This window comes from Novosphingobium sp. FSW06-99, from assembly GCF_001519065.1.
Lineage (GTDB): Bacteria > Pseudomonadota > Alphaproteobacteria > Sphingomonadales > Sphingomonadaceae > Novosphingobium.
In genome coordinates this window covers 25,291-43,680 of sequence record NZ_KQ954269.1, presented here as the reverse complement: position 1 = coordinate 43,680, position 18,390 = coordinate 25,291, and the positions used below count along the sequence as shown (strand labels likewise).

Annotated in this window: 17 protein-coding genes; 8 read left to right on the top strand and 9 right to left on the bottom strand. The window is 66.8% G+C overall.

The features are described 5' to 3' along the window. The 3 genes from fabI to AQZ49_RS20880 all read right to left on the bottom strand — a co-directional run. A partial coding sequence (gene fabI / locus AQZ49_RS20890) for an enoyl-ACP reductase FabI (protein WP_067620681.1) occupies nucleotides 1–802 on the bottom strand: 802 nt, incomplete at its 3' end. After that, a complete protein-coding gene (locus AQZ49_RS20885) occupies nucleotides 799–1,863 on the bottom strand; it encodes a YihY/virulence factor BrkB family protein (RefSeq protein WP_082701966.1) in 1,065 nt (354 codons plus the stop codon). The genes AQZ49_RS20885 and fabI, both read right to left, overlap by 4 nt. Before the next feature lie 3 nt (nucleotides 1,864–1,866). After that, complete coding sequence (locus tag AQZ49_RS20880; RefSeq protein ID WP_067620680.1) at nucleotides 1,867–2,793, bottom strand: DnaJ C-terminal domain-containing protein; 927 nt, start codon at nucleotides 2,791–2,793, stop codon at nucleotides 1,867–1,869. A gap of 193 nt (nucleotides 2,794–2,986) precedes the next feature. Here AQZ49_RS20880 and pdxH point away from each other — a divergent pair, with 193 nt between their 5' ends. After that, on the top strand, nucleotides 2,987–3,601 hold the full coding sequence (gene pdxH / locus AQZ49_RS20875; RefSeq protein ID WP_067620696.1) for a pyridoxamine 5'-phosphate oxidase: 615 nt from the start codon (nucleotides 2,987–2,989) through the stop codon (nucleotides 3,599–3,601). 11 nt (nucleotides 3,602–3,612) lie between these two features. Continuing rightward, on the top strand, nucleotides 3,613–4,596 hold the full coding sequence (locus AQZ49_RS20870; RefSeq protein WP_231739358.1) for a cation diffusion facilitator family transporter: 984 nt from the start codon (nucleotides 3,613–3,615) through the stop codon (nucleotides 4,594–4,596). 4 nt (nucleotides 4,597–4,600) lie between these two features. On the opposite strand, the gene AQZ49_RS20865 is transcribed toward AQZ49_RS20870, so the two are convergent. Beyond that, nucleotides 4,601–5,719 (bottom strand): serine hydrolase domain-containing protein, encoded by a 1,119-nt coding sequence (locus AQZ49_RS20865; protein ID WP_067620677.1) that lies wholly within the window; start codon nucleotides 5,717–5,719, stop codon nucleotides 4,601–4,603. Between the two features lie 37 nt (nucleotides 5,720–5,756). On the opposite strand from AQZ49_RS20865, the gene AQZ49_RS20860 reads away from it, so the two are divergent. Together AQZ49_RS20860 and AQZ49_RS20855 are read left to right on the top strand one after the other, a co-directional pair. After that, entirely contained in the window at nucleotides 5,757–6,125 is a 369-nt protein-coding gene (locus AQZ49_RS20860; RefSeq protein ID WP_231739357.1) for a hypothetical protein, read from the top strand. 32 nt (nucleotides 6,126–6,157) lie between these two features. Further along, nucleotides 6,158–6,688 (top strand): dihydrofolate reductase family protein, encoded by a 531-nt coding sequence (locus AQZ49_RS20855; RefSeq protein ID WP_067620675.1) that lies wholly within the window; start codon nucleotides 6,158–6,160, stop codon nucleotides 6,686–6,688. Between the two features lie 297 nt (nucleotides 6,689–6,985). On the opposite strand, the gene hemH is transcribed toward AQZ49_RS20855, so the two are convergent. The 3 genes from hemH to AQZ49_RS20840 all read right to left on the bottom strand — a co-directional run bounded on the left by hemH (nucleotide 6,986) and on the right by AQZ49_RS20840 (nucleotide 11,390). Continuing rightward, entirely contained in the window at nucleotides 6,986–8,017 is a 1,032-nt protein-coding gene (gene hemH / locus AQZ49_RS20850) for a ferrochelatase (protein WP_067620674.1), read from the bottom strand. A gap of 62 nt (nucleotides 8,018–8,079) precedes the next feature. Then, complete coding sequence (locus tag AQZ49_RS20845) at nucleotides 8,080–10,425, bottom strand: molybdopterin cofactor-binding domain-containing protein (protein WP_067620671.1); 2,346 nt, start codon at nucleotides 10,423–10,425, stop codon at nucleotides 8,080–8,082. Continuing rightward, nucleotides 10,425–11,390, bottom strand: coding sequence for an Mrp/NBP35 family ATP-binding protein (locus AQZ49_RS20840; RefSeq protein ID WP_067620668.1), 966 nt, complete (start codon nucleotides 11,388–11,390; stop codon nucleotides 10,425–10,427). The genes AQZ49_RS20845 and AQZ49_RS20840 overlap by 1 nt, the downstream gene beginning before the upstream one ends. A gap of 112 nt (nucleotides 11,391–11,502) precedes the next feature. Between AQZ49_RS20840 and hflK the strand changes: the two genes are divergently transcribed. The 4 genes from hflK to AQZ49_RS20820 all read left to right on the top strand — a co-directional run bounded on the left by hflK (nucleotide 11,503) and on the right by AQZ49_RS20820 (nucleotide 15,738). Next, nucleotides 11,503–12,687 carry a protease modulator HflK gene (gene hflK, locus AQZ49_RS20835; protein ID WP_082701965.1) on the top strand — a complete coding sequence of 395 codons (1,185 nt, stop codon included), beginning with the start codon at nucleotides 11,503–11,505 and terminating at the stop codon, nucleotides 12,685–12,687. Further along, nucleotides 12,677–13,522, top strand: coding sequence for an SPFH domain-containing protein (locus tag AQZ49_RS20830; RefSeq protein ID WP_067620662.1), 846 nt, complete (start codon nucleotides 12,677–12,679; stop codon nucleotides 13,520–13,522). The genes hflK and AQZ49_RS20830 overlap by 11 nt, the downstream gene beginning before the upstream one ends. A 102-nt stretch (nucleotides 13,523–13,624) precedes the next feature. Further along, nucleotides 13,625–15,166: a Do family serine endopeptidase gene (locus tag AQZ49_RS20825; protein WP_231739356.1), complete on the top strand. Its 1,542-nt coding sequence runs from the start codon at nucleotides 13,625–13,627 to the stop codon at nucleotides 15,164–15,166. A 155-nt stretch (nucleotides 15,167–15,321) separates the two neighbouring features. Continuing rightward, nucleotides 15,322–15,738, top strand: coding sequence for an ester cyclase (locus AQZ49_RS20820; RefSeq protein WP_067620660.1), 417 nt, complete (start codon nucleotides 15,322–15,324; stop codon nucleotides 15,736–15,738). 6 nt (nucleotides 15,739–15,744) lie between these two features. Here the strand turns inward: AQZ49_RS20820 and AQZ49_RS20815 are convergent, their stop codons facing one another. After that, a complete protein-coding gene (locus AQZ49_RS20815) occupies nucleotides 15,745–17,859 on the bottom strand; it encodes a transglycosylase domain-containing protein (RefSeq protein ID WP_067620657.1) in 2,115 nt (704 codons plus the stop codon). Nucleotides 17,860–17,985: 126 nt separating this feature from the next. Then, entirely contained in the window at nucleotides 17,986–18,384 is a 399-nt protein-coding gene (gene msrB / locus AQZ49_RS20810) for a peptide-methionine (R)-S-oxide reductase MsrB (protein WP_067620654.1), read from the bottom strand. Nucleotides 18,385–18,390 lie beyond the last annotated feature (6 nt).

Sequence of the window (18,390 nt, the reverse complement as noted above, 5' to 3'; positions counted from 1 at the left end):
AGCCCAGCGCGATGTCGGGCGCGTCTTCCTGCTTCATGCCGACGGTGTGATACCCGCCATCGACATGGTGCACTTCGCCGGTCACGCCCGACGACAGGTCTGACAGAAAATAGAGCCCGGACCCGCCAACATCCTCGATCGTGACATTGCGGCGCAGCGGCGAATTGAGCTCGTTCCATTTGAGGATATAGCGGAAATCGCCGATCCCGCTGGCTGCCAGGGTTTTGATCGGCCCCGCCGAAATAGCATTGACGCGCACGCCCGCCGGGCCGCAGTCGTTGGCCAGATAGCGCACGCTGGCCTCCAGCGCGGCCTTGGCGACGCCCATCACGTTGTAATGCGGCACGACCTTTTCCGAGCCGTAATACGTCAGCGTCAGGATCGATCCGCCCTGCGTCATCAGCGGCAGCGCGCGCTTGGTCACCGCCACCAGGCTGTAGGCGGAAATGTTCATCGTCATCAGAAAGTTGTCGAGCGTGGTGTCGTAATAGCGCCCGCGCAACTGGTTCTTGTCCGAATAGCCGATGGCGTGGACGATGAAATCGATCGTCGGCCAGCGTTCGGCCAGCGTGGCGAATGTGGCATCCAGCGCGTCCATATCGGACACGTCGCACGGGATCAGGAAATCGCTGCCCAGGCTTGCCGCCAGAGGACGCACGCGCTTTTCCAACGCTTCGCCCTGGTACGAAAACGCCAGTTCCGCTCCTGCTTCGTGCAGTCGCTTGGCAATTCCCCAGGCCAGCGACTTGTCATTGGCCAGGCCCATGATCAGGCCTCGCTTTCCCTCCATCAGTCCGGTCATGCGCCCTCGGTTCGCTTGAAATCAGTCAACATTGTATCGGCCTGGCTTACCACATCGTGCTCTTCCGGCGTTTCGGCCAGCGCGGCGTTAAGTTCGGCTCCTATCACCATCCCTAAGCCGACCAGCCAGAAAAAGAAAAGCGCGATCATCACGCCAGCCATGCTGCCGTACGTCAGATCGTAGGTAAAAAGATAGCGCAACAGCTTTGGCAAGAGGATGGCGATCCCTTGCCACCATGCGGTCACAAACAGCGCGCCCGGCCATTTGGGATAGCGCGCGGCGCCATAGGCGCCGGGGCTGAGGCTGACAAACAGCACCCACAAGGCACCAAACAGCAAAGGCGCGGGCGCAAATCGCGACAGCGTCAGCCCGGCAATCCACCCGTGCAATTCGGGCGCCAGCGCAAACAGCGCCTCCAGCGTGGCGCCCAGCGCGACTTGCACGGTGATCGCCAGCAGGATCAGCACGACCGAGGCGATGATCAGCCCGGTCGAGCCGAGCCGCCGCACCCAATAGGCCCTGGTGATCGGCGTGCCATAGGCACGGCGCAGCATGTCGCGGATGGTTTCAACCAGGCTGCCCACGGTCCACAACCCGACCGCGCCACCGATCCACAGCAGCGATCCGGTACGCGCGGCCAGCACTTTGCGCGCCACCGGGCCCAGCACGCTGGCGACATCGGGGGGCAGGGCTGCCAGCACCGTGCCGATCGCGGCGCCGCGCTCGCTTGCTTCGCCCACCAGCGAAAACAGCGCGGCGGCGGTGATGCAGAACGGGAACAGCGAAATCAGAACCATATAGGCAAAGTTGCCGGCATGGATGGTGCCGTCGTTGATCACCCCGGCCCATACCCGGCGCACTACCCGCACCACCCGGCGCCGCGATCGCGCGCGCAACCGCGTGGCATCGAACTGGTCGAGCAGGCGCAGTGCCAGTTGCCGACGCGCCTCTGGCGACAGGCTGGTGACGGGCACGTCGGGTACCGGCGGGCCGAACAGTCCGGAGGAATTGTCTGCCATGTCGCTGGTGGGCCCGGTGGCCGCGTGGTCACCGGGCGCCATCGCTCAGACCCCGAGGCGGGCGCGTGGATTGCGCGTGTCGTGCCAGCCTTCGAGCCGGCGGCGCAAGTCTTCGTCATCGGGGGGCAGATCGATCTGCAGCGTTACAAGCTGGTCGCCGCGTTCGCCGTCCTTGCGCGAAAAACCCTTGCCCTTGAGCCGCAGCGTCTTGCCCCCGGTGGTGCCGGGCGCAACCGTCAGTATGACCGCCCCATCGACCGTCGGCACCTTGATCCGCGCGCCGCCAACCGCTTCGTCGAGCGTGATCGGCACTTCGATGCGGATATTGTCGCCATCGCGTTCGAATACCGCGTGCGCGGCGATCTCGATGGTCACCGTGGCATCACCGGCCCCGCCCGGGCCCGCATCGCCCTTGCCGGGCAGGCGCACCTGCTGGCCATGTTCGACCCCTGCGGGCAGTTTCAGGTCGATGGTCTTGCCATCTTTGAGCGTGATCCGTTGCGGTGCGCGGGTGGCCGCATCGACAAACGGTACCACCAGCCGATAGGCCACGTTGGCCCCGCGTGGCGGTGCGCCGCGCCGACCGCCAAACCCGCCCGCCGCGCCGCCGCGCCCGCCGAACAGCCCTTCGAACAAGTCACCCAGATCGGGGCCCGCGCCATCGCCGGGTCGCGCGGCAAAGCCTTCGAAGCCGTCGTGCCGGTAACCGCCCTGACCACCGCCGCCGCCAAAGCCGAACGGGGCGGCGGGGTTGCCGTCGCCATCGATTTCGCCACGGTCGAATTGCGCGCGCTTGTCCTTGTCGGACAACAGGTCATAGGCGCGGGTAACCTCGCCAAACCGTTCGGATGCGTCGGGCTTGCCCTGATTGCGATCGGGGTGAAGGTCTTTGGCCAGCCGCCGATAGGCCGCTTTGATGTCCTTTTCGCTGGCACTGCGACTGACGCCAAGGATGGTATAAGGGTCTGCCATAAGCTGCTAGCTAGGCCCCCACCCCGTTTCCTGCAAGGAATAGACTGCGCTTTTCTTGGGCCGATCGCACTCTTGTCCTGCTGGGCATGGCACTACCAGGTGGCTAACAGCCCGACTTGATCGCGATCATGGCCGATCCCGGCCCGGTCTGTCAGCACAACGATCCCGCAACGAACCAGTGAAAGCCAGCCCGATGTCCCAAACCCAGTCCGATGCCGACACCATCTCCGATGGCGATCCGTTCGCCCTGTTCCAGACCTGGTTTGATGCGGCGCGCGTCAGCGAACCCAGCGATCCCAACGCGATGGCGCTGGCGACGGCGACACCCGACGGGTTGCCGTCGGTGCGGATGGTGCTGCTGAAAGGCCACGGGCCCGACGGTTTCGTGTTCTACACCAATTTCCACAGCCGCAAGGGCGGCGAACTGGCGGCCAACCCGCACGTAGCGCTGCTGTTCCACTGGAAAAGCCTGCATCGCCAGATCCGCATCGAAGGGCCGATCCGCGAAGTGACCCCGGCCGAAGCCGACGCCTATTTCGCCAGCCGCCATCCCGAATCGCGGCTGGGTTCGGCAGGGTCCGACCAGTCACGTCCGCTCGATGCCCGTGAAACCTATCTCGACCGGGTGGCCGCGCTGCGCGCGCAATATCCCGATGGCGCGGTGCCGCGTCCGGCGCACTGGTCGGGCTATCGCGTGCGGCCCGAACGGATCGAATTCTGGCAGGACCGCGCGTTCCGGCTGCACGAACGGCGCCAGTTTGTGCGTGTCGGCGATCAGGACTGGACCAGCACCCTGCTCTATCCGTAAACGTCGGGTCGATGATGACCGTGATTCACGCCGCCAATACGGAAACCAGCCTGGACCGGGGCGCGCTCAACCGTCGCGCCGCGCTGGCCTCGATCGGCGTGGCGACGCTGCTGTTTGCGTTAAAGGGCTGGGCGGTGCTGTCGACCGGCTCGCTGGCCATGCTGGGCAGTCTGGCCGACACGGCGCTCGATCTGATTGCCAGCCTGATGACGCTGCTGGGGGTGTGGATCGCGGCGATCCCCGATGACGACAACCACCGCTTCGGCCACGGCAAGGCCGAAGCGCTGGCGGCGATGTTCCAGGTCGTGCTGATCTCGCTATCGGCGTTTGGCCTGGCGATTCGCGCGATCGGGCAATTGTTCACGCCCGGCGGCGTGGCCGATCCGGGTGATGGCATCGTGGTGTCGGCGATTGCGATCATCGCCACGCTGGCGCTGGTGACCTATCAGACCCACGTGATCCGCCGCACCGGCAGTCTGGCGATCAGCACCGACCATGTGCATTACCGCGCCGATCTGGTGCTCAACCTGGCGGTGATCGCCGCGCTGGCGCTTGATCACTGGGGGCATGTGCGCGGGGTCGATGCCGGGTTTGCGCTGGCGATTGCCGGATGGCTGGGCTGGGGCGCGTGGGGCGCTTCGCAGGACGCGATCGAACAGTTGATGGATCACGAATGGCCGCTGGAAAAGCGCGAGCGGTTTCTGGCCGTCGCGGCATGCCATCCCGCGCTGAAGGGCATTCACGATCTGCGCACGCGCACCAGCGGCAACCGCGATTTCGTGCAGTTCCACGTGTGGGTCGATGGCGCGATGACGGTGACGGCGGCACACAACGTGATGGACGAGATCGAGGCGCTGCTGGCGCGCGAGTTTCCCGACACCGAAATCCTGATCCACCCCGATCCCGAAGGCCACGTCGATCAGGCCCTGCTGGGCGCGCCCGACCTGTTGACCGAAAGCACCGCCGTGCTGGCACAGGGACGTCCCAGGGGGTAGGCCGCTATCCGAACAACCCCACAATATCGCCCAGCTTCGCCGTCACTTTGTCGAGGTGATCCTCGGGCGTCATGCCCAGGCGCACCACCACCAGCTTGCGCGAGGGGGACACCAGCACATATTGGCCGAGATGGCCTTCGCAGGCGAACAAGTCGGCGGGGCCGCGTTCGGGGAACAGCGAGGCGCCACCGGTGGTCGGGCGGCGATTGAGCCAGATCTGCGCGCCATATTGCGCCTCGCGCGGAGAGGGCGTGGTCATGAATTCGATCCACTGGCGTGGCACCAATTGCACCCCGCCCGCTTCGCCGCGATGGCGCAGGAATTCGCCGAACAGCGCCCATTCGCGCGCGGTGGCGTGGATCGCGCTGCCCCCGACCATCGTCCCGGCGGCGTCGAATTCGGGCGTGGCCGACCGCATGCCGACCGGATCGAACAGCCGCGTGTGCAGATATTCGAGCACCGCGCGCCGTCGCATGTCGGGCGTGCCGCCCGGCGCCAGCACGCGCGCGGCCAGATCGGCCAGGATCACCGCGGTGTTGGTCGAATAGACCCATTTGCTGCCGGCGTCATATTCCAGGGGCTGCGCCTCGGCATAGCGCGCCATGTCGTCGCGCCCGTCGAGGAACAGCATGCGCACTTCGTCCGACTGGTACGGCGGATCGCCGCCTTCGACATGGTGCAGGCCTGAACGCATCTGCAACAGTTGTCGCAGGGTGATTTCGCCACGCGGGTCGCCGGGGCGCTGCCACAGCGGGATCGGCACCGAATCGTCGAGCCGCAGCCGGCCGTCGGACACCAGCATGCCGATCAGCACCCCGGTCACCGATTTGGCCATCGACCAACTGATGAAGCGGGTGTTGCGGTCATAGCCGGGGGCATAGCGTTCAGCGACCAGTTTGCCGTCGTGCCACACCACCACCGCGCGGGTTTCGCCCGCATCGGGCGCGGTGAACAGCGGGTCGATCGCCTGCGCCAGATCGGCACGCGTGGTGTCGCCGGGATCGGCCACCACCGCCGACAGCGCGGCGGCCGACAACGGGGTGGCCACCGGTGCGGGATGGCAACCGATCAACGCTGGCACGAGCGCGAGCGGGGCGATAAAGGCAAGACGGTCGGGAATCATCGTTGCCGACCTTTCAGGCAGATCGATCCGGCGGGCAATGACAAATACAACCACCGACCAAGCTTCTTCGCGGCAACCGCGTCCCCGCCGCTGGCCGCAGGCGCTGGCACTGCTGCTGGCGGTGGTGGTGATCGCCGCGCTGGCGTGGGTGTGGGCCCCGGCCCGGCGCTATGCGGTGACCGGCGCAGCCTATGGCGCGCGGGTCGCCTGTTCGTGCCGCTATATCGGCGGGCGCAGCCTGGCCGATTGCCACAAGGACCTCGAACGCCAGACCGCCTGGGCCAGCCTGAGCGAAGACCCCGCCACGCGCAGCGTTACCGCCAGCTATCCTCTGCTGGCCAGCCAGACCGCAACATTCCACGATGGCTGGGGATGCCAGTTGCAACCCTGGACCGGTTCGCGGTAATCTGATCCGCACGCGAAGCGGAAGGCTGCCGGATGGCAATGCTCGTCTACGCCATGAACCTGTCGCTCGACGGCTATGTCGATCATCTGCGCATGCGGCCCGATGCCGCGCTGTTTGCGCATTGGACCGACTATGTCGCCAGCCTTGCCGGCTGTATCTATGGCCGCCACGTCTACCAGATCATGCAATATTGGGACGAGGATCAGCCCGGCTGGGGCGATCAGGAACGGGCCTATGCCGCGGTGTGGCGGCGTCAGCGCAAATGGGTGGTGTCGCGCACGCTCGCCGCGGTCGGCCCCAATGCGACCCTGCTGACCGGGGATCTGGAGACCGCGATCCGCGCGCTGAAGGCCGGGAATGACGGCGAATTGTCGGTTTCCGGGCCGGCTATTGCGCAGAGCCTGGGCGATCTGGGCCTGATCGATGAATACCGGCTCTATTATCATCCTGTCGTGATGGGGCACGGCACACCGTTCTTCGCCGGATCGCCGCCGCCGCTGCGCGTGATCGGCAGCGACCGGATCGGGCCGGAAACGGTGCGGCTGGCCTACGAGCCCGTTTAGACCCGAAATCAACCACATTTGCACACCGTGACGGAGCCGATTTTGGCCCAGCGCCCCAAGCTTTGCGGAACGCAAAGCGTTCCTTGTCGGGATAGAGGGGGGTGCAATGCGGGGACATTGTGCCCGACGAAGGACGCTGCGATGGGCCAAAAGCGGCCCGCCCCGAAGGGGTTGCCTTCAGAAGCTCCGTGGCAGCGTCGCAGCGCTTGCACGGGGCAACCGCCCGCGCTGCGCACTGCTTCTCGCCACGGAGCTTCTGAAGGCAATCACGGCGTGCAAATGTGGTCGATTTCGGGTCTAGATCCAGCCCGCCAGTTCGCGCCGGACCAGCGCTTCGAGCAAGTCCATGCCCACTTCGCCCGCGTTCAGGCAATCGAGTGCGGCAAATTCGCTGCCGCCCGAGCCCAGAAATTCCTCGCGGCCGCGAATTGCCAGTTCCTCCAGCGTTTCCAGGCAATCGGCGGAAAAACCGGGCGCGGCGATCGCCACGCGGCGGGTTCCGGCCTTTGCTTCGGCCATCAGCGTGACATCGGTTGCGGGTTCGAGCCATTTGGCGCGGCCGAACCGCGACTGGAACGTGGTGCTCAGGCGCAAGTCTGGGTGGCTGACGGCAAACGCTTCACCCAGCAGGCGCGACGTCTTGCGGCAATGGCAGTGATAGGGATCGCCCAGATGCAGCGTGCGTTCGGGCATGCCGTGATAGCTCAGCATCAGCAGTTCGGGCACAAATTCCAGCGCGCCGATCTGCCGCGACAAGTCGCGGTGCAGCGCGGTGATATAGCCGGGATCATCGTGATAGGCGGGCAACGTGCGCAGCGCAGGCAGGCGGCGCGTGCGCAAGATCCAGCGCGCCGCATCGTCGAGCACACTGGCGGTGGTGGCGGCGGAATAGTGTGGATAGAGCGGCGCGATCAGCACGCGTTCGCACCCTTCGCCAACCAGCGCGTCGAGCTGTTCGGCAATCGCCGGTTTGCCATAGCGCATGGCATGGCGAACCACTGCGACTCCGCCCAGCCGTTCGTCCAGCGCGCGGGTCTGCGCCTTGGTGATCGCGGCCAGCGGTGATCCTTCGGCGGTCCACACCTGACCATAGGCATGGGCCGATTTCTGCGGGCGGGTGTTCAGGATGATCCCGCGCAGGATCGGCTGCCACACCAGCGGAGAAATCTCCACCACGCGCCGGTCGGACAGGAACTGCTTGAGATAGCGTTTGACCGACAGCGTATCCGGGGCATCGGGAGTGCCCAGATTGACCAGCAGCACACCCACGCGCCCGGTGGCGACCGGGGGATGATCGAGCGGCCAGTGCGGTGGATTGGGATCGGGCATCAGAATCCTTGTTGTCGCGTGATCTTGGTCAAACACCGGTACCCACTTTGTGGCATCACGCGTTAGAGACCTTCAGACAGGAGTGGCAGGCGACGAAATCGCATGCCGCTGGCAGAAAACAGTGCATTGCCGATTGCTGGCGCGACGGCAACCATTCCCAGTTCGCCTGGGTCGAACGGTTCGGCGTCGCTGGGTGCAAAGGCAACCGCGATTTTGGGGCAATCGGCCAGCACGGGCAGGCCGAGCCCGGCCAGTCGTCCGGCGAGCGGCAGGCCCGCGTTCCAGCGCGTGCTTCCCCCCACCGCATAAGCCAGTCCGAACAGCAGTCCGCCTTCGATCTGCTGGCGCGCGATGTCGCGATTGATGATTCGTCCGATGTCGCAATAGGCCGACAGGCTTTCGACGCGAATCGCGCCCGCCGCCGCGCGGGCGGTGGCGACCACCGCGATATGGCCCGCGCGCGCGCCTTCGGGCGCGGCCAGTGTCATGGTGTGGCAGGCAATGCCCTGCCCCGATCCACCGCCCCCGCCGCCCCACATTGCCAGATGCGCCGCCCCTTCCAGGCAGGCGACCAGGCGCGGTTGATCGCCGAGCATCGCCACCCGGAATGACAAGGGTTCGGCGCCTGCAAAATGCGCGCATTCGTCGAGGAAGCTTTCGGTAAAGAACGCCGTATAGCCATGCGCCCCGCCGCGCATCCGTCCGGTCGGCAGGCTGATCGCCACCGGCACATGGTCGGCTGCGCGCTCGGGAATGGCATAGACCGGCAGCGCGCCCGCCAGCGCCAGCGGATCGGCGGCGCCCGCCGCATGGTCCTGCGCGCTCTGGGCATCCTGGCCGCCGAACAGCCGTGCGCCGGTTTCGATCCCGCTCGATGGTGTGGCGATGCGCGCGCGCCAGCCGATCAGCCGCGCCTTCGCCGGATCGAACGCGGCGCTCATGGTGGCGCTGACCGGGGCGCGGGGATAAGCGCCTAGCGTTTCCTGCCAGCGGGACCATGTCAATTGTACCGGCCGGGCAACCTGCCGCGCGATCACCGCGACCTGTTCGGCAATTCGCGTGTCGAGCCGCGCGTCAAAGCTGCCCCCGGCGGGCAGCGGATAGACCGTGACCGCGCCGCGCGCGACCGCGGCGCCGCGCGCGGCAGCATGGGCGGCGGCTTCGGGGGCCTGCGTTGCGATCCACAGTTCCAGCCGCCCGTTGGTCAGCCGCGCGGTCGCGCTGGCCGGTTCGAGCGGGGCGTGGAGCGCGGGTTCGGCTTCGTAGCGCGCGGTCAGCGCGGGGTGGATCAGCACGGCATCGGGATCGCCCGCTGCGCCAATCCGGCTGGCGCTGCCGTGGTGCAGGGCGGCGTCGAGCGCCGCCTCGCACGCCGTGCTGTCGACCACGTGGCCATGGTGCGGATCGATGCGAAAGCGCGGCTCCATTGCCGTCAGCGCGCGGTCGGCGGCGTGCCAGTGGGTGGCCACGGCGGCCAGCCAGCGATCGGCGGTCACCACCGCGATCATGCCGGGAATGTTGCGCGCGGCATCGGCATCGTGGCTCGACAGACGGCAATGCCCCTGCGGCCCCTGCGCGATGGCGGCGTGGACCATGCCGGGCAACCGCACATCGGCGGCAAACACCAGACTGCCATCGACTTTGGCGGGCAGATCCAGACGCGGGAAATCGGGTGCAACCGTGTGGCCCCCCGTGGCGTCGCCATCCTCGCGCGCCGGGGCGGAGCGCAGCACCGGGCTCACCGGGCCCAGCGCGTCGTCGATCAGCCGGTTGAAGGCGATCCGTTGGCGCCCGCACACGACAAAGTGGCCATGCGTGTCGCATTGTGCCGGGTCCACCCCCAGTGCCGCCGCGCCTGCCGCAATCAGCGCCTGGCGCAAGGCGGCGGCGGCCAGCCGCAGGCGCGGTTCGAACACCGCCAGCGTGGTGCCGCAGGCGGTCATCAGCACCGGCACGCGATCGGCCTGATACCGCGTCAGCGCGTCGCGCGGCGATCCGGCGAGCAGGTCGTCAAGCGCGCCGCCGATCCACGGCGCCCCGGCCACCATGCGCGGCATCCACATCGCTGCCCATTCTGCAGCGATCACCGGATCGGCATAGAACGGGCTGAGCGGGGCGGGTTCGACCCCGACCTTGCGCCAGTCCGCGCCCAGTTCGACCGCGACGATCTGCGCGGCCAGCGTGGTCACGCCCTGGCCCAGCTCGGTTGCCGGAACCGCCACGCTGACCGTGCCGTCGCGCGCCAGGCGAATCAGCCCGTCAAACACCTGTTCGTGGTCGCCTGCCACCAACGGCGCACGAAAATGGCGTGGCACCACCGCCAGCCCGACCACCAGCGCACCCGCACCGCCCGCGCCGATCAGCACGGCGCGGCGGCTCAACGGGGCAAGCCGGTCGGTCAGTGCCATCAGGCGGTGCGGTCCAGCCAGGCGCCGATCTGCCGCGCGATCGCCAGATAGGCCTCGGCCAGCGGGCCTTCGCCGGCCGCCGGGGGTTCGCCCGCATCGCTGCCCTGCCGGATCGCGAGCGCCAGCGGAATGCGCCCGAGGAACGGCAGGCCCATGTCCTGCCCCGCCGCTTCGGCCCCGCCATGGCCAAACGGTTCGCTGGTCTGGCCGCAATGCGGGCACAGATAGCCGGCCATGTTTTCTACCATGCCGATCAGCGGCACCTGCCCCTGTTCGAACAGGCCGACCGCGCGCGTGGCGTCGATCAGCGCCAGATCCTGCGGGGTCGACACGATCACCGCGCCCGCCGGTTTGTATTTCTGCAGCATGGTCAGTTGCACATCGCCGGTGCCGGGGGGCAGATCGACCACGATCAGGTCGGTGGCGCCCCAATCGGCCTCGATCAACTGGCCCAGCGCATTGCCCGCCATCGGCCCGCGCCAGGCAATCGGCTGACCGGGGCGCACGAGATGCGCCATCGACAGCATCGGCACGCCAAACCGGCTCATCACCGGGATCAGTTGCTTGTCCTTTGCTTCGGGACGCTGGTCCTCGGTGGCAAACAGCCGCGCCTGCGACGGGCCATAGATATCGGCATCGACCAGCCCGGTCGGACGTCCCAGCCGATGCAGCGCGATCGCCAGATTGGCCGACAGCGTCGATTTGCCCACGCCGCCCTTGCCCGAGCCCACCGCGATGATCCGCCGCCGCCGTCGCGATGCCGACATCGCCACGCGCAGCGGGTATGCGCCCGCGCCGGTGGCGGCCTCGGTCAGGCGGGTTTCCAGCGTCTTGCGCGCGGCATCGTCGAGCCCTTCGGCATCGACCACCACGCTTGCAGATCCATCGGCGGCCATCCGCACCGCCTGCACGCGCGCGCCGGCCACGGCACGCAAGGCCAGTTCCAGCGCTGTCGTCTCGGTCATTGTCTTGTTCCGGTCCTGTTGTGGCACATCCGCCCGTTGGGGAGCCTCCCTAGCAAAGGAAAAATGGGAACGAGACCTGTTTTTCTGAACGAACGATCCTATAACCCCATGCATGAGTGGTCTTGACAGGGGTGAGGCGACCACCGGCCCGGCGAATGACGGGCGGGTTGGTGTGGCCAGACAGGACAGCCCTTGGACAGGGCCCGAAGCCGCGTCTGCTGCGCGCGAGGCAGAGCCTGCCGCCACGGGCGAGGAACCGCCTGCCACCGAGCCTGCTGTACCGGCCAAACCGGAACCCCGCGCCGACAATCCCTGGCACCATTCCCGGCCCAAGCGGGCCGCGCGGCGCCCTGCCCGCCCGGCAGTGACACCGGGGTCGGGCATCGCCGCGCTGGGCCGGTTGGGTCAGTTGGGTCGCACCGTTCTGCCGCAGGTCAGCCCGCCGCCGCCCAGGGTGTGGCTGCGCTGGCTGGGCGGGGCGCTGGTGCTGGCGTGGCTGGGCACCACCACGCTCCATCCGGTCGGGCCGCACGACCAGGCGATCGTGGCAACATTCGGTGCCTCCGGCCCCACGCTCGGGCCCGGTCTGGCGCTCAGTTGGCCCTGGCCGATCGGCGCTGCGCATGTCACCGATGTGACCAGTGTGCGCCATCTTGCCATGCCCGACGGCGATGGCGAGCACCTGATGCTGACACGCGATGGCAGTGTGATCGATGTGGCCTATGACGTGCGCTGGCGGATCGGCGATCTGCGCCGCCACGATCTCGATCTGGCCGATCCCGACGCGACTTTGCGGCTGGGCGCCGAAACCGCCATGCGTGCGGCGGTGGCGGGGGTGGATTTCGCCACACTGATGGGCGGCGGGCACGATGCATTGGGGCATGAGGCGGCGCGCCGGTTGCAGGCGCTGCTCGATCGTGACCGGGCCGGGATTGCCATCGATGGTATCGACATCCGCCGCGCCGATCCGCCCGCGCGGGTGGCCGATGCCTTGCGCGCGGTGGCAAGCGCGCGCAACGATGCCGCCAACGAAGCGACCGAGGCGCATAGCTGGTCGCAGCAGTTGATCGTGCATGCAGAGGGCGAAGCGGGCGCGTTCGACCGGCTCTATGCGCAATATCGCCAGGCACCCGATGTGACCCGGCGCGAGATGTATTACGCCACGATGGAGCGCGTGCTGGGGCAAAGCGACAAGGTGATCGTCGATGCGCCGGGCACGGTCACCACGCTGCCGCCGTTGTCCGCACCGCCCGGTGAGGCGGCGTCTGGCGCAGCAAGGGCGGGCAATGGTCGCTGAGCGTCTGTCCGCCGATTGGCGCCGCCTGATCGCGCTGGCTTGCGGGGCCGGTGCGGCGATCGCGCTGGCTCTGGCTGTGGCCATGCCGGTGCCCGATAGTCGTGCCGCGCTGGTGCTGCGGTTTGGTCAGCCGGTGCGGGTCATCAACGGCTGGGGCGCGGCGGCGGGCGGCGCCGGGCTGGCCTGGCGGCTGCCGCTGGTCGAACACGTGGTCTGGCTCGACCGCCGGTTGATGACGGTGACTGCCGAGGATGACCGGATCACCACGCGTGACGGTCAACCGCTGGCGATCGATGCCTATGTCACCTGGCGGGTGACCGACCCGGTGCGGTTCTATCAGGCGCTGGGCACGCCCGATCATGCGGGGGACGCCTTGCGCGCGATCCTGTCCGCCGTGGTGCGGCAGAATATCGGCCAGGCCAGCCTGACCGACACGCTGGCGCTGGCGCGCGGGCAGAACCTGGCGGCCTTGCGTACGGCGTTCGAGCGCGAACTGGCGGGGTATGGCATCGGCGTGGTCGATCTGCGGCTGGCGCGCGTGGCGCTGCCCGACGGGGCCCCGCTCGATGCAGCCTATGCGCGGATGACCGCCAGTGCCGACGCCGATGCCGCCACCGTGGCCGCGCAAGGCCATCGCAACGCGCAGTTGATCCGCGCCGATGCTGAAGCACGTGCCGGGCAAATCTATGCCGCCAGTTTCGGCAAAGACCCGCAATTCCATGATTTTTACCGCGCCATGCAAAGCTATGATGCAACTTTTGCACAAAAAGGCAGCAAGACGACAATCGTCCTGTCGCCCGACAATGCCTATTTACGACAGTTCCGCGGCAAATAGCATTCAAATCCCGTTCATGCGGGAGAAGTGATTTGAAGGCTTCGACGGGGGCGGATTCGATAACCCGACCCGGTCGGAATGATGAAAAGAGGACTTGGCCACGTGCGATACGCTTATGGAGTTACAACGGCGCTGCTCCTCGCCGGCAGCGCGCTGACCCTGGCGACCGGTTTTCCCGCCGGCGCGCAGGTTGCCCAGAACGACAGTGCAGCCATCGAGGCCGTGGTGCCCCGCGCCGGTGCCCCGGCCAGCTTTGCCGATCTGACCCAGTTGCTGCAACCGGCGGTGGTCAACATTTCCACGCGCCAGCGAGTCAAGGTGCAGGCCCAGAACCCGTTTGCCGGAACGCCGTTTGGCGACATGTTCGGTGGCCAGGGCGGTGGCGGCGGATCGCAGACGCGCGAGGCGCAGTCGCTGGGGTCGGGCTTTCTGATTTCGTCGGACGGCTATATCGTCACCAACAACCACGTGATCACCGCCGAAGGGCAGGGTGAAGTCGAATCGATCACCGTGACGATGACCGACGGCACCGATTATCCGGCCAAGCTGGTCGGCAAGGATGCCGCGTCGGACCTGGCGGTGCTCAAGATCACCGGAACCAAGCCGTTTCCGTTCGTGAAGTTCGGCGATTCGCGTCATGCGCGGGTGGGTGATTGGGTGATCGCCATCGGCAATCCGTTCGGCCTGGGCGGCACGGTGACGCAGGGGATCATTTCGGCGGTCTATCGCAACACCGGCACCGGATCGGCCTATGACCGTTATCTGCAGACCGATGCGTCGATCAACCGCGGCAATTCGGGCGGGCCGATGTTCGACATGCACGGCAACGTGATCGGCATCAACAACGCGATCTTTTCGCCGACCGGCGGCAGCGTGGGGATCGGCTTTGCGATCCCCGCCGACACCGCCGCGCCGATCGTCGACAAGCTGATCAAGGGTGTGGCGATCGAACGCGGTTATCTGGGTGTGCGCATCCAGCCGCTGTCTGACGATCTGGCGGCATCGCTGGGTCTTGCCAAAAAGCGCGGCGAATTCATCCAGGCTGTCGAACCGGGCCAGGGCGCGGCCAAGGCCGGGTTGCAGGCGGGTGACGTCGTGCTGAGCGTCGATGGGAAGGATGTGACCCCCGAACAGTCGCTGTCCTATATCGTCGCCAACACCGCGCCGGGCAAGCACGTGGCGATCGTGATCATTCGCAACAGCCAGCAGATGACCTTGAGCGCGCTGGTCGGGAAACGGCCGAGCGAAGAGGAACTGGCCAAACAGAGCTTCGATCCCGACCAGAACGGCGACGAAGACTTTGGTCCCAACAGCAACGGCAATGCGCACCATGCGGGTCCGTCGATCCAGCAGGCGCTGGGCGTTGCGGTTATCCCGGTGACCCCGCAGATCGCACGCCAGTTGGGCGTGGGCGAGGAAGTGCATGGCGTGGTCATCACCGAAGTCGATGAATCGAGCGACGCCGCGGCCAAGGGCCTGCAGCGTGGCGACATCGTGCTGTCGGCCAATTACAAGCCGATCACCACCAGCGCCGAACTTGATGCGGTGGTCAAACAGGCCAAGGCCGAAAACCGCGAGGCAGTCCTGCTGCGCATCCAGCGTCGCGGCCAGCCCCCGTTCTACTTCCCGATCCGCCTGCACTGAGCGGCAGGTCCGGTTGGATGACAAGGAAAGGGCGGTGCCGGACAATCCGGCACCGCCCTTTCCTTGTTGGCATCGGCCCGAGTGTGCACCTTGTCGGCCCGGTGTGCCGCGCATAGCCTGCCAACCGGGCCGCGACTGGCCAGGGGAGGCATGGCATGACGAGCAATATCGTGGCGGCGCAGGCGTTTTTCGAGGCATGCGAGACGGGGCAGGGTGCGGCGGGGATTGCCCCGTTTGCCCACGCCGATGCGACGTTCAGCGCGCAGGCGGGCGCGATTGCCGAGATCGCGACGCTGGCCGACTATGCCGAATGGATGAAGGCGCTGTTGGGTATCCTGCCCGACGGAGCCTATGAACTGACCGCCTTTGCCGAAGACCTGCCGCGTCAGACGGTGGTTGCCGCGGCGGTATTTACCGGAACGCACACCGCATCTGGCGGGCCGGTGCCCGCCACCGGACAGGCGGCGCAGTCGGACTATGTCTATGTGATCCGCTTCACCGACGGCAAAGTCAGCCACATGACCAAAGTATGGAACGATGGCTGGGCGCTGAAGCAGCTCGGCTGGGCGTAACGCGCCTCAGTTCGGATGCGGTGTCGCCCGGCCCGTGGGGGGCGGGCGATGCGCCGAACCGGCGGGGCGCCCGGTCGCGCGGTCGAGGAAATCATCGTTGGCGGCGGCGCCCCCGTCTTCCTGCACTGGCGTGGTATCGTCGCGCGGACGCGCCGGGGCGGGCGCCACCGCCGTGCCGTCGGCGCCCTGGTGATTGGCGATGTTGCCGTTGGGATCGACGTAGAAATAGCTGTCGGGATTGTTCTGCAGCGTTTCGTCATCGGGTTCGAGCTGCTGGGTCGGCAGTTTCAGCTCGGTCTGGAACTTTTCGGGCGGACGCTTGGCGGTCGCCACGCGCATATAGGCGGCAAACGCGCGCGCAGGCGCGGTGCCGCCTTGCAGGCCGGGAACCGGCTTTGCGTCATCGCGGCCCATCCACACGCCGGTGGTGATTCCGCTCGAAAAGCCCAGGAACCAGCCGTCCTTGTTCGATGACGTGGTGCCGGTCTTGCCCGCCACCGGGCGGCCGATCTGTGCGGCGCGCCCGGTGCCGATGGCGACAGCGGTCTGCAACAAGTCGGTGATGCCCGCCGCAACATAGTCGGGCACGAGTTGCTGGGCGGGATCGGGGCGATGGCTGTACAACACTTCGCCCTCGGTCGTGGTCACCTTGCGGATGCCATAGGGGATCACCGTGGCGCCCTTGGCTGAAATTTCGGAAAACGCGCGGACCATGTCGAGCATGCGCACGTCGTTGGTGCCCAGCACCATCGAGGGCAGCGTGTTGATCGGCGTGCTGATGCCGAACCGGCGTGCCATATTGGCCACTGCGCCAAACCCGACTTCGTTGCCCAATTGCGCCGCGACGGTGTTCTTTGAATAGGCAAAGGCGGTGCGCACGTCGATCTGCCCGGCATATTTCCCGCCCGAATCGCGCGGGGTCCAGCCATCGATGGTCACCGGTTCGTCGACCACTTTGTCATCGGGTTTGTACCCCGCCTCCAGCGCGGCCAGATAGACAAACAGTTTCCACGACGAACCCGGCTGGCGCACGGCGTTGGTGGCGCGGTTGTAGTTCGAGGTCACGTAGTCGGTGCCGCCGACCATCGCCAGCACCGCGCCATCGCGATCGACGCTGACCAGCGCGCCTTGCGCGCCCTTGGGCGCATTGGTCTGGATCGCCTCGGTCGCGGCGCGTTGCGCGGCGGGGTCGAGCGTGGTCCACACCTCGATCTGCTGATCGTTGTCGGGCAGGATCTGGTCGAGCTGCGGCAGCACCCAGTCGGTGAAATAGCGCGCCGAATTCTGGCCCGCTTCTTCGGCCATCTTCACGCTCTTGAGATCGACCGCCTTTTCCTCGGCGGGGGTGATCGCGCCGGCGTCTTCCATGGTTTCCAGCACGACTTGCGCGCGATCGACCGCGGCCTTGGCGTCGGCGGTGGGCGAATAGTGCGACGGGGCCTTGACCAGCCCGGCGATGATCGAGGCTTCGCCCAGGCTCAACTGTTCGCCCGAATGGCCAAAGAACTTGCGTGCGGCCGAATCGACGCCATAGGCACCGCCGCCGAAATAGACTTTGTTGAGATAGAGCTCGAGGATCTGGTCCTTGCTGAACTTGGTCTCGAGCGCCAGCGCGATCACGATCTCGCGGATCTTGCGATCGAACGTGCGGCTGGAATTGAGGAACGTGTTGCGCGCCAATTGCTGGGTGATGGTCGAACCGCCCTGGCGCCAGTGGCCTTTTTGCACGCGCACCATCACCGATCGGGCGATGCCGATCGGATCGACGCCCCAATGGTCGTGAAACCGGCGGTCTTCGACCGAAATCATCGCATCCTGCATGACCCTGGGCATGCGGCTGATCGGGATCCACTTGCCGTAGCTGGGCCCCAACGTGACGATTTCCGACCCGTCGTCCGCGCGCACCACGATCATGTGCCCGGTCTGGCTCGATTTCAGCCGGTCATAGCTGGGCAACGAGCGCGCGGTGACCAGCACGGCAGCGGTCAGCCCGATCGCGGCGAGCAGGACCACCGCACAGCTCCAGATCACCAGCCCTTTTACCAGCCGGCCCAGAAACGAGCCGCTGCGCGGGCCTTCGCCACCGGATTTGCGGCGACGGGAATTGTCCCTTGGGGCCATCAGACTGGTATCGTTCCCTTAAATTCCGGGCGCAGGCGCGCGCCGCAGCGCGCCATGCATAGACCAAGTGTAACGCAGGGTTAATGGCCAAGTTTTGGCGCCCCGTGCGAAAGCCGTGGGCAAAGTTCAATCCTTGGGCGTGAAATCCAGCGCCGCGCTGTTCATGCAATAGCGCAGGCCGGTCGGCGCCGGGCCGTCGGGAAAGACGTGGCCGAGATGGCCGTCACACCGGGCGCAGCGCACTTCGGTGCGGATCATTCCGTGCGTAGTGTCGGTCAATTCGGTCACCGCCTGGTCTTGCGCGGGCGCGGTAAAGCTGGGCCAGCCGCAGCCGCTGTCGAACTTGGTGTCGGATTCGAACAGCGGCGCGCCGCATCCGGCACAGAAATAATCGCCTGGCGCCTTGTTCTTGTCGTACTTGCCGGTGAACGCGCGCTCGGTCCCCGCTTCGCGCAGGACATGGTACTGTTCAGGGGTCAGCCGTTCGCGCCATTCACGATCGGTCAGGGTGATCTTGTCGGTCATGGTCGG

Excerpts from the sequence above, each read along its gene's own strand:
- AQZ49_RS20885 (WP_082701966.1), bottom strand. The coding sequence starts at position 1,863 with ATGGCGCCCGGTGACCACGCGGCCACCGGGCCCACCAGCGACATGGCA.
- AQZ49_RS20880 (WP_067620680.1), bottom strand. The coding sequence starts at position 2,793 with ATGGCAGACCCTTATACCATCCTTGGCGTCAGTCGCAGTGCCAGCGAA.
- pdxH (WP_067620696.1), top strand. The coding sequence starts at position 2,987 with ATGTCCCAAACCCAGTCCGATGCCGACACCATCTCCGATGGCGATCCG.
- AQZ49_RS20870 (WP_231739358.1), top strand. The coding sequence starts at position 3,613 with ATGATGACCGTGATTCACGCCGCCAATACGGAAACCAGCCTGGACCGG.
- AQZ49_RS20865 (WP_067620677.1), bottom strand. The coding sequence starts at position 5,719 with ATGATTCCCGACCGTCTTGCCTTTATCGCCCCGCTCGCGCTCGTGCCA.
- AQZ49_RS20860 (WP_231739357.1), top strand. The coding sequence starts at position 5,757 with ATGACAAATACAACCACCGACCAAGCTTCTTCGCGGCAACCGCGTCCC.
- AQZ49_RS20855 (WP_067620675.1), top strand. The coding sequence starts at position 6,158 with ATGGCAATGCTCGTCTACGCCATGAACCTGTCGCTCGACGGCTATGTC.
- hemH (WP_067620674.1), bottom strand. The coding sequence starts at position 8,017 with ATGCCCGATCCCAATCCACCGCACTGGCCGCTCGATCATCCCCCGGTC.
- AQZ49_RS20845 (WP_067620671.1), bottom strand. The coding sequence starts at position 10,425 with ATGGCACTGACCGACCGGCTTGCCCCGTTGAGCCGCCGCGCCGTGCTG.
- AQZ49_RS20840 (WP_067620668.1), bottom strand. The coding sequence starts at position 11,390 with ATGACCGAGACGACAGCGCTGGAACTGGCCTTGCGTGCCGTGGCCGGC.
- hflK (WP_082701965.1), top strand. The coding sequence starts at position 11,503 with ATGAGTGGTCTTGACAGGGGTGAGGCGACCACCGGCCCGGCGAATGAC.
- AQZ49_RS20830 (WP_067620662.1), top strand. The coding sequence starts at position 12,677 with ATGGTCGCTGAGCGTCTGTCCGCCGATTGGCGCCGCCTGATCGCGCTG.
- AQZ49_RS20820 (WP_067620660.1), top strand. The coding sequence starts at position 15,322 with ATGACGAGCAATATCGTGGCGGCGCAGGCGTTTTTCGAGGCATGCGAG.
- AQZ49_RS20815 (WP_067620657.1), bottom strand. The coding sequence starts at position 17,859 with ATGGCCCCAAGGGACAATTCCCGTCGCCGCAAATCCGGTGGCGAAGGC.
- msrB (WP_067620654.1), bottom strand. The coding sequence starts at position 18,384 with ATGACCGACAAGATCACCCTGACCGATCGTGAATGGCGCGAACGGCTG.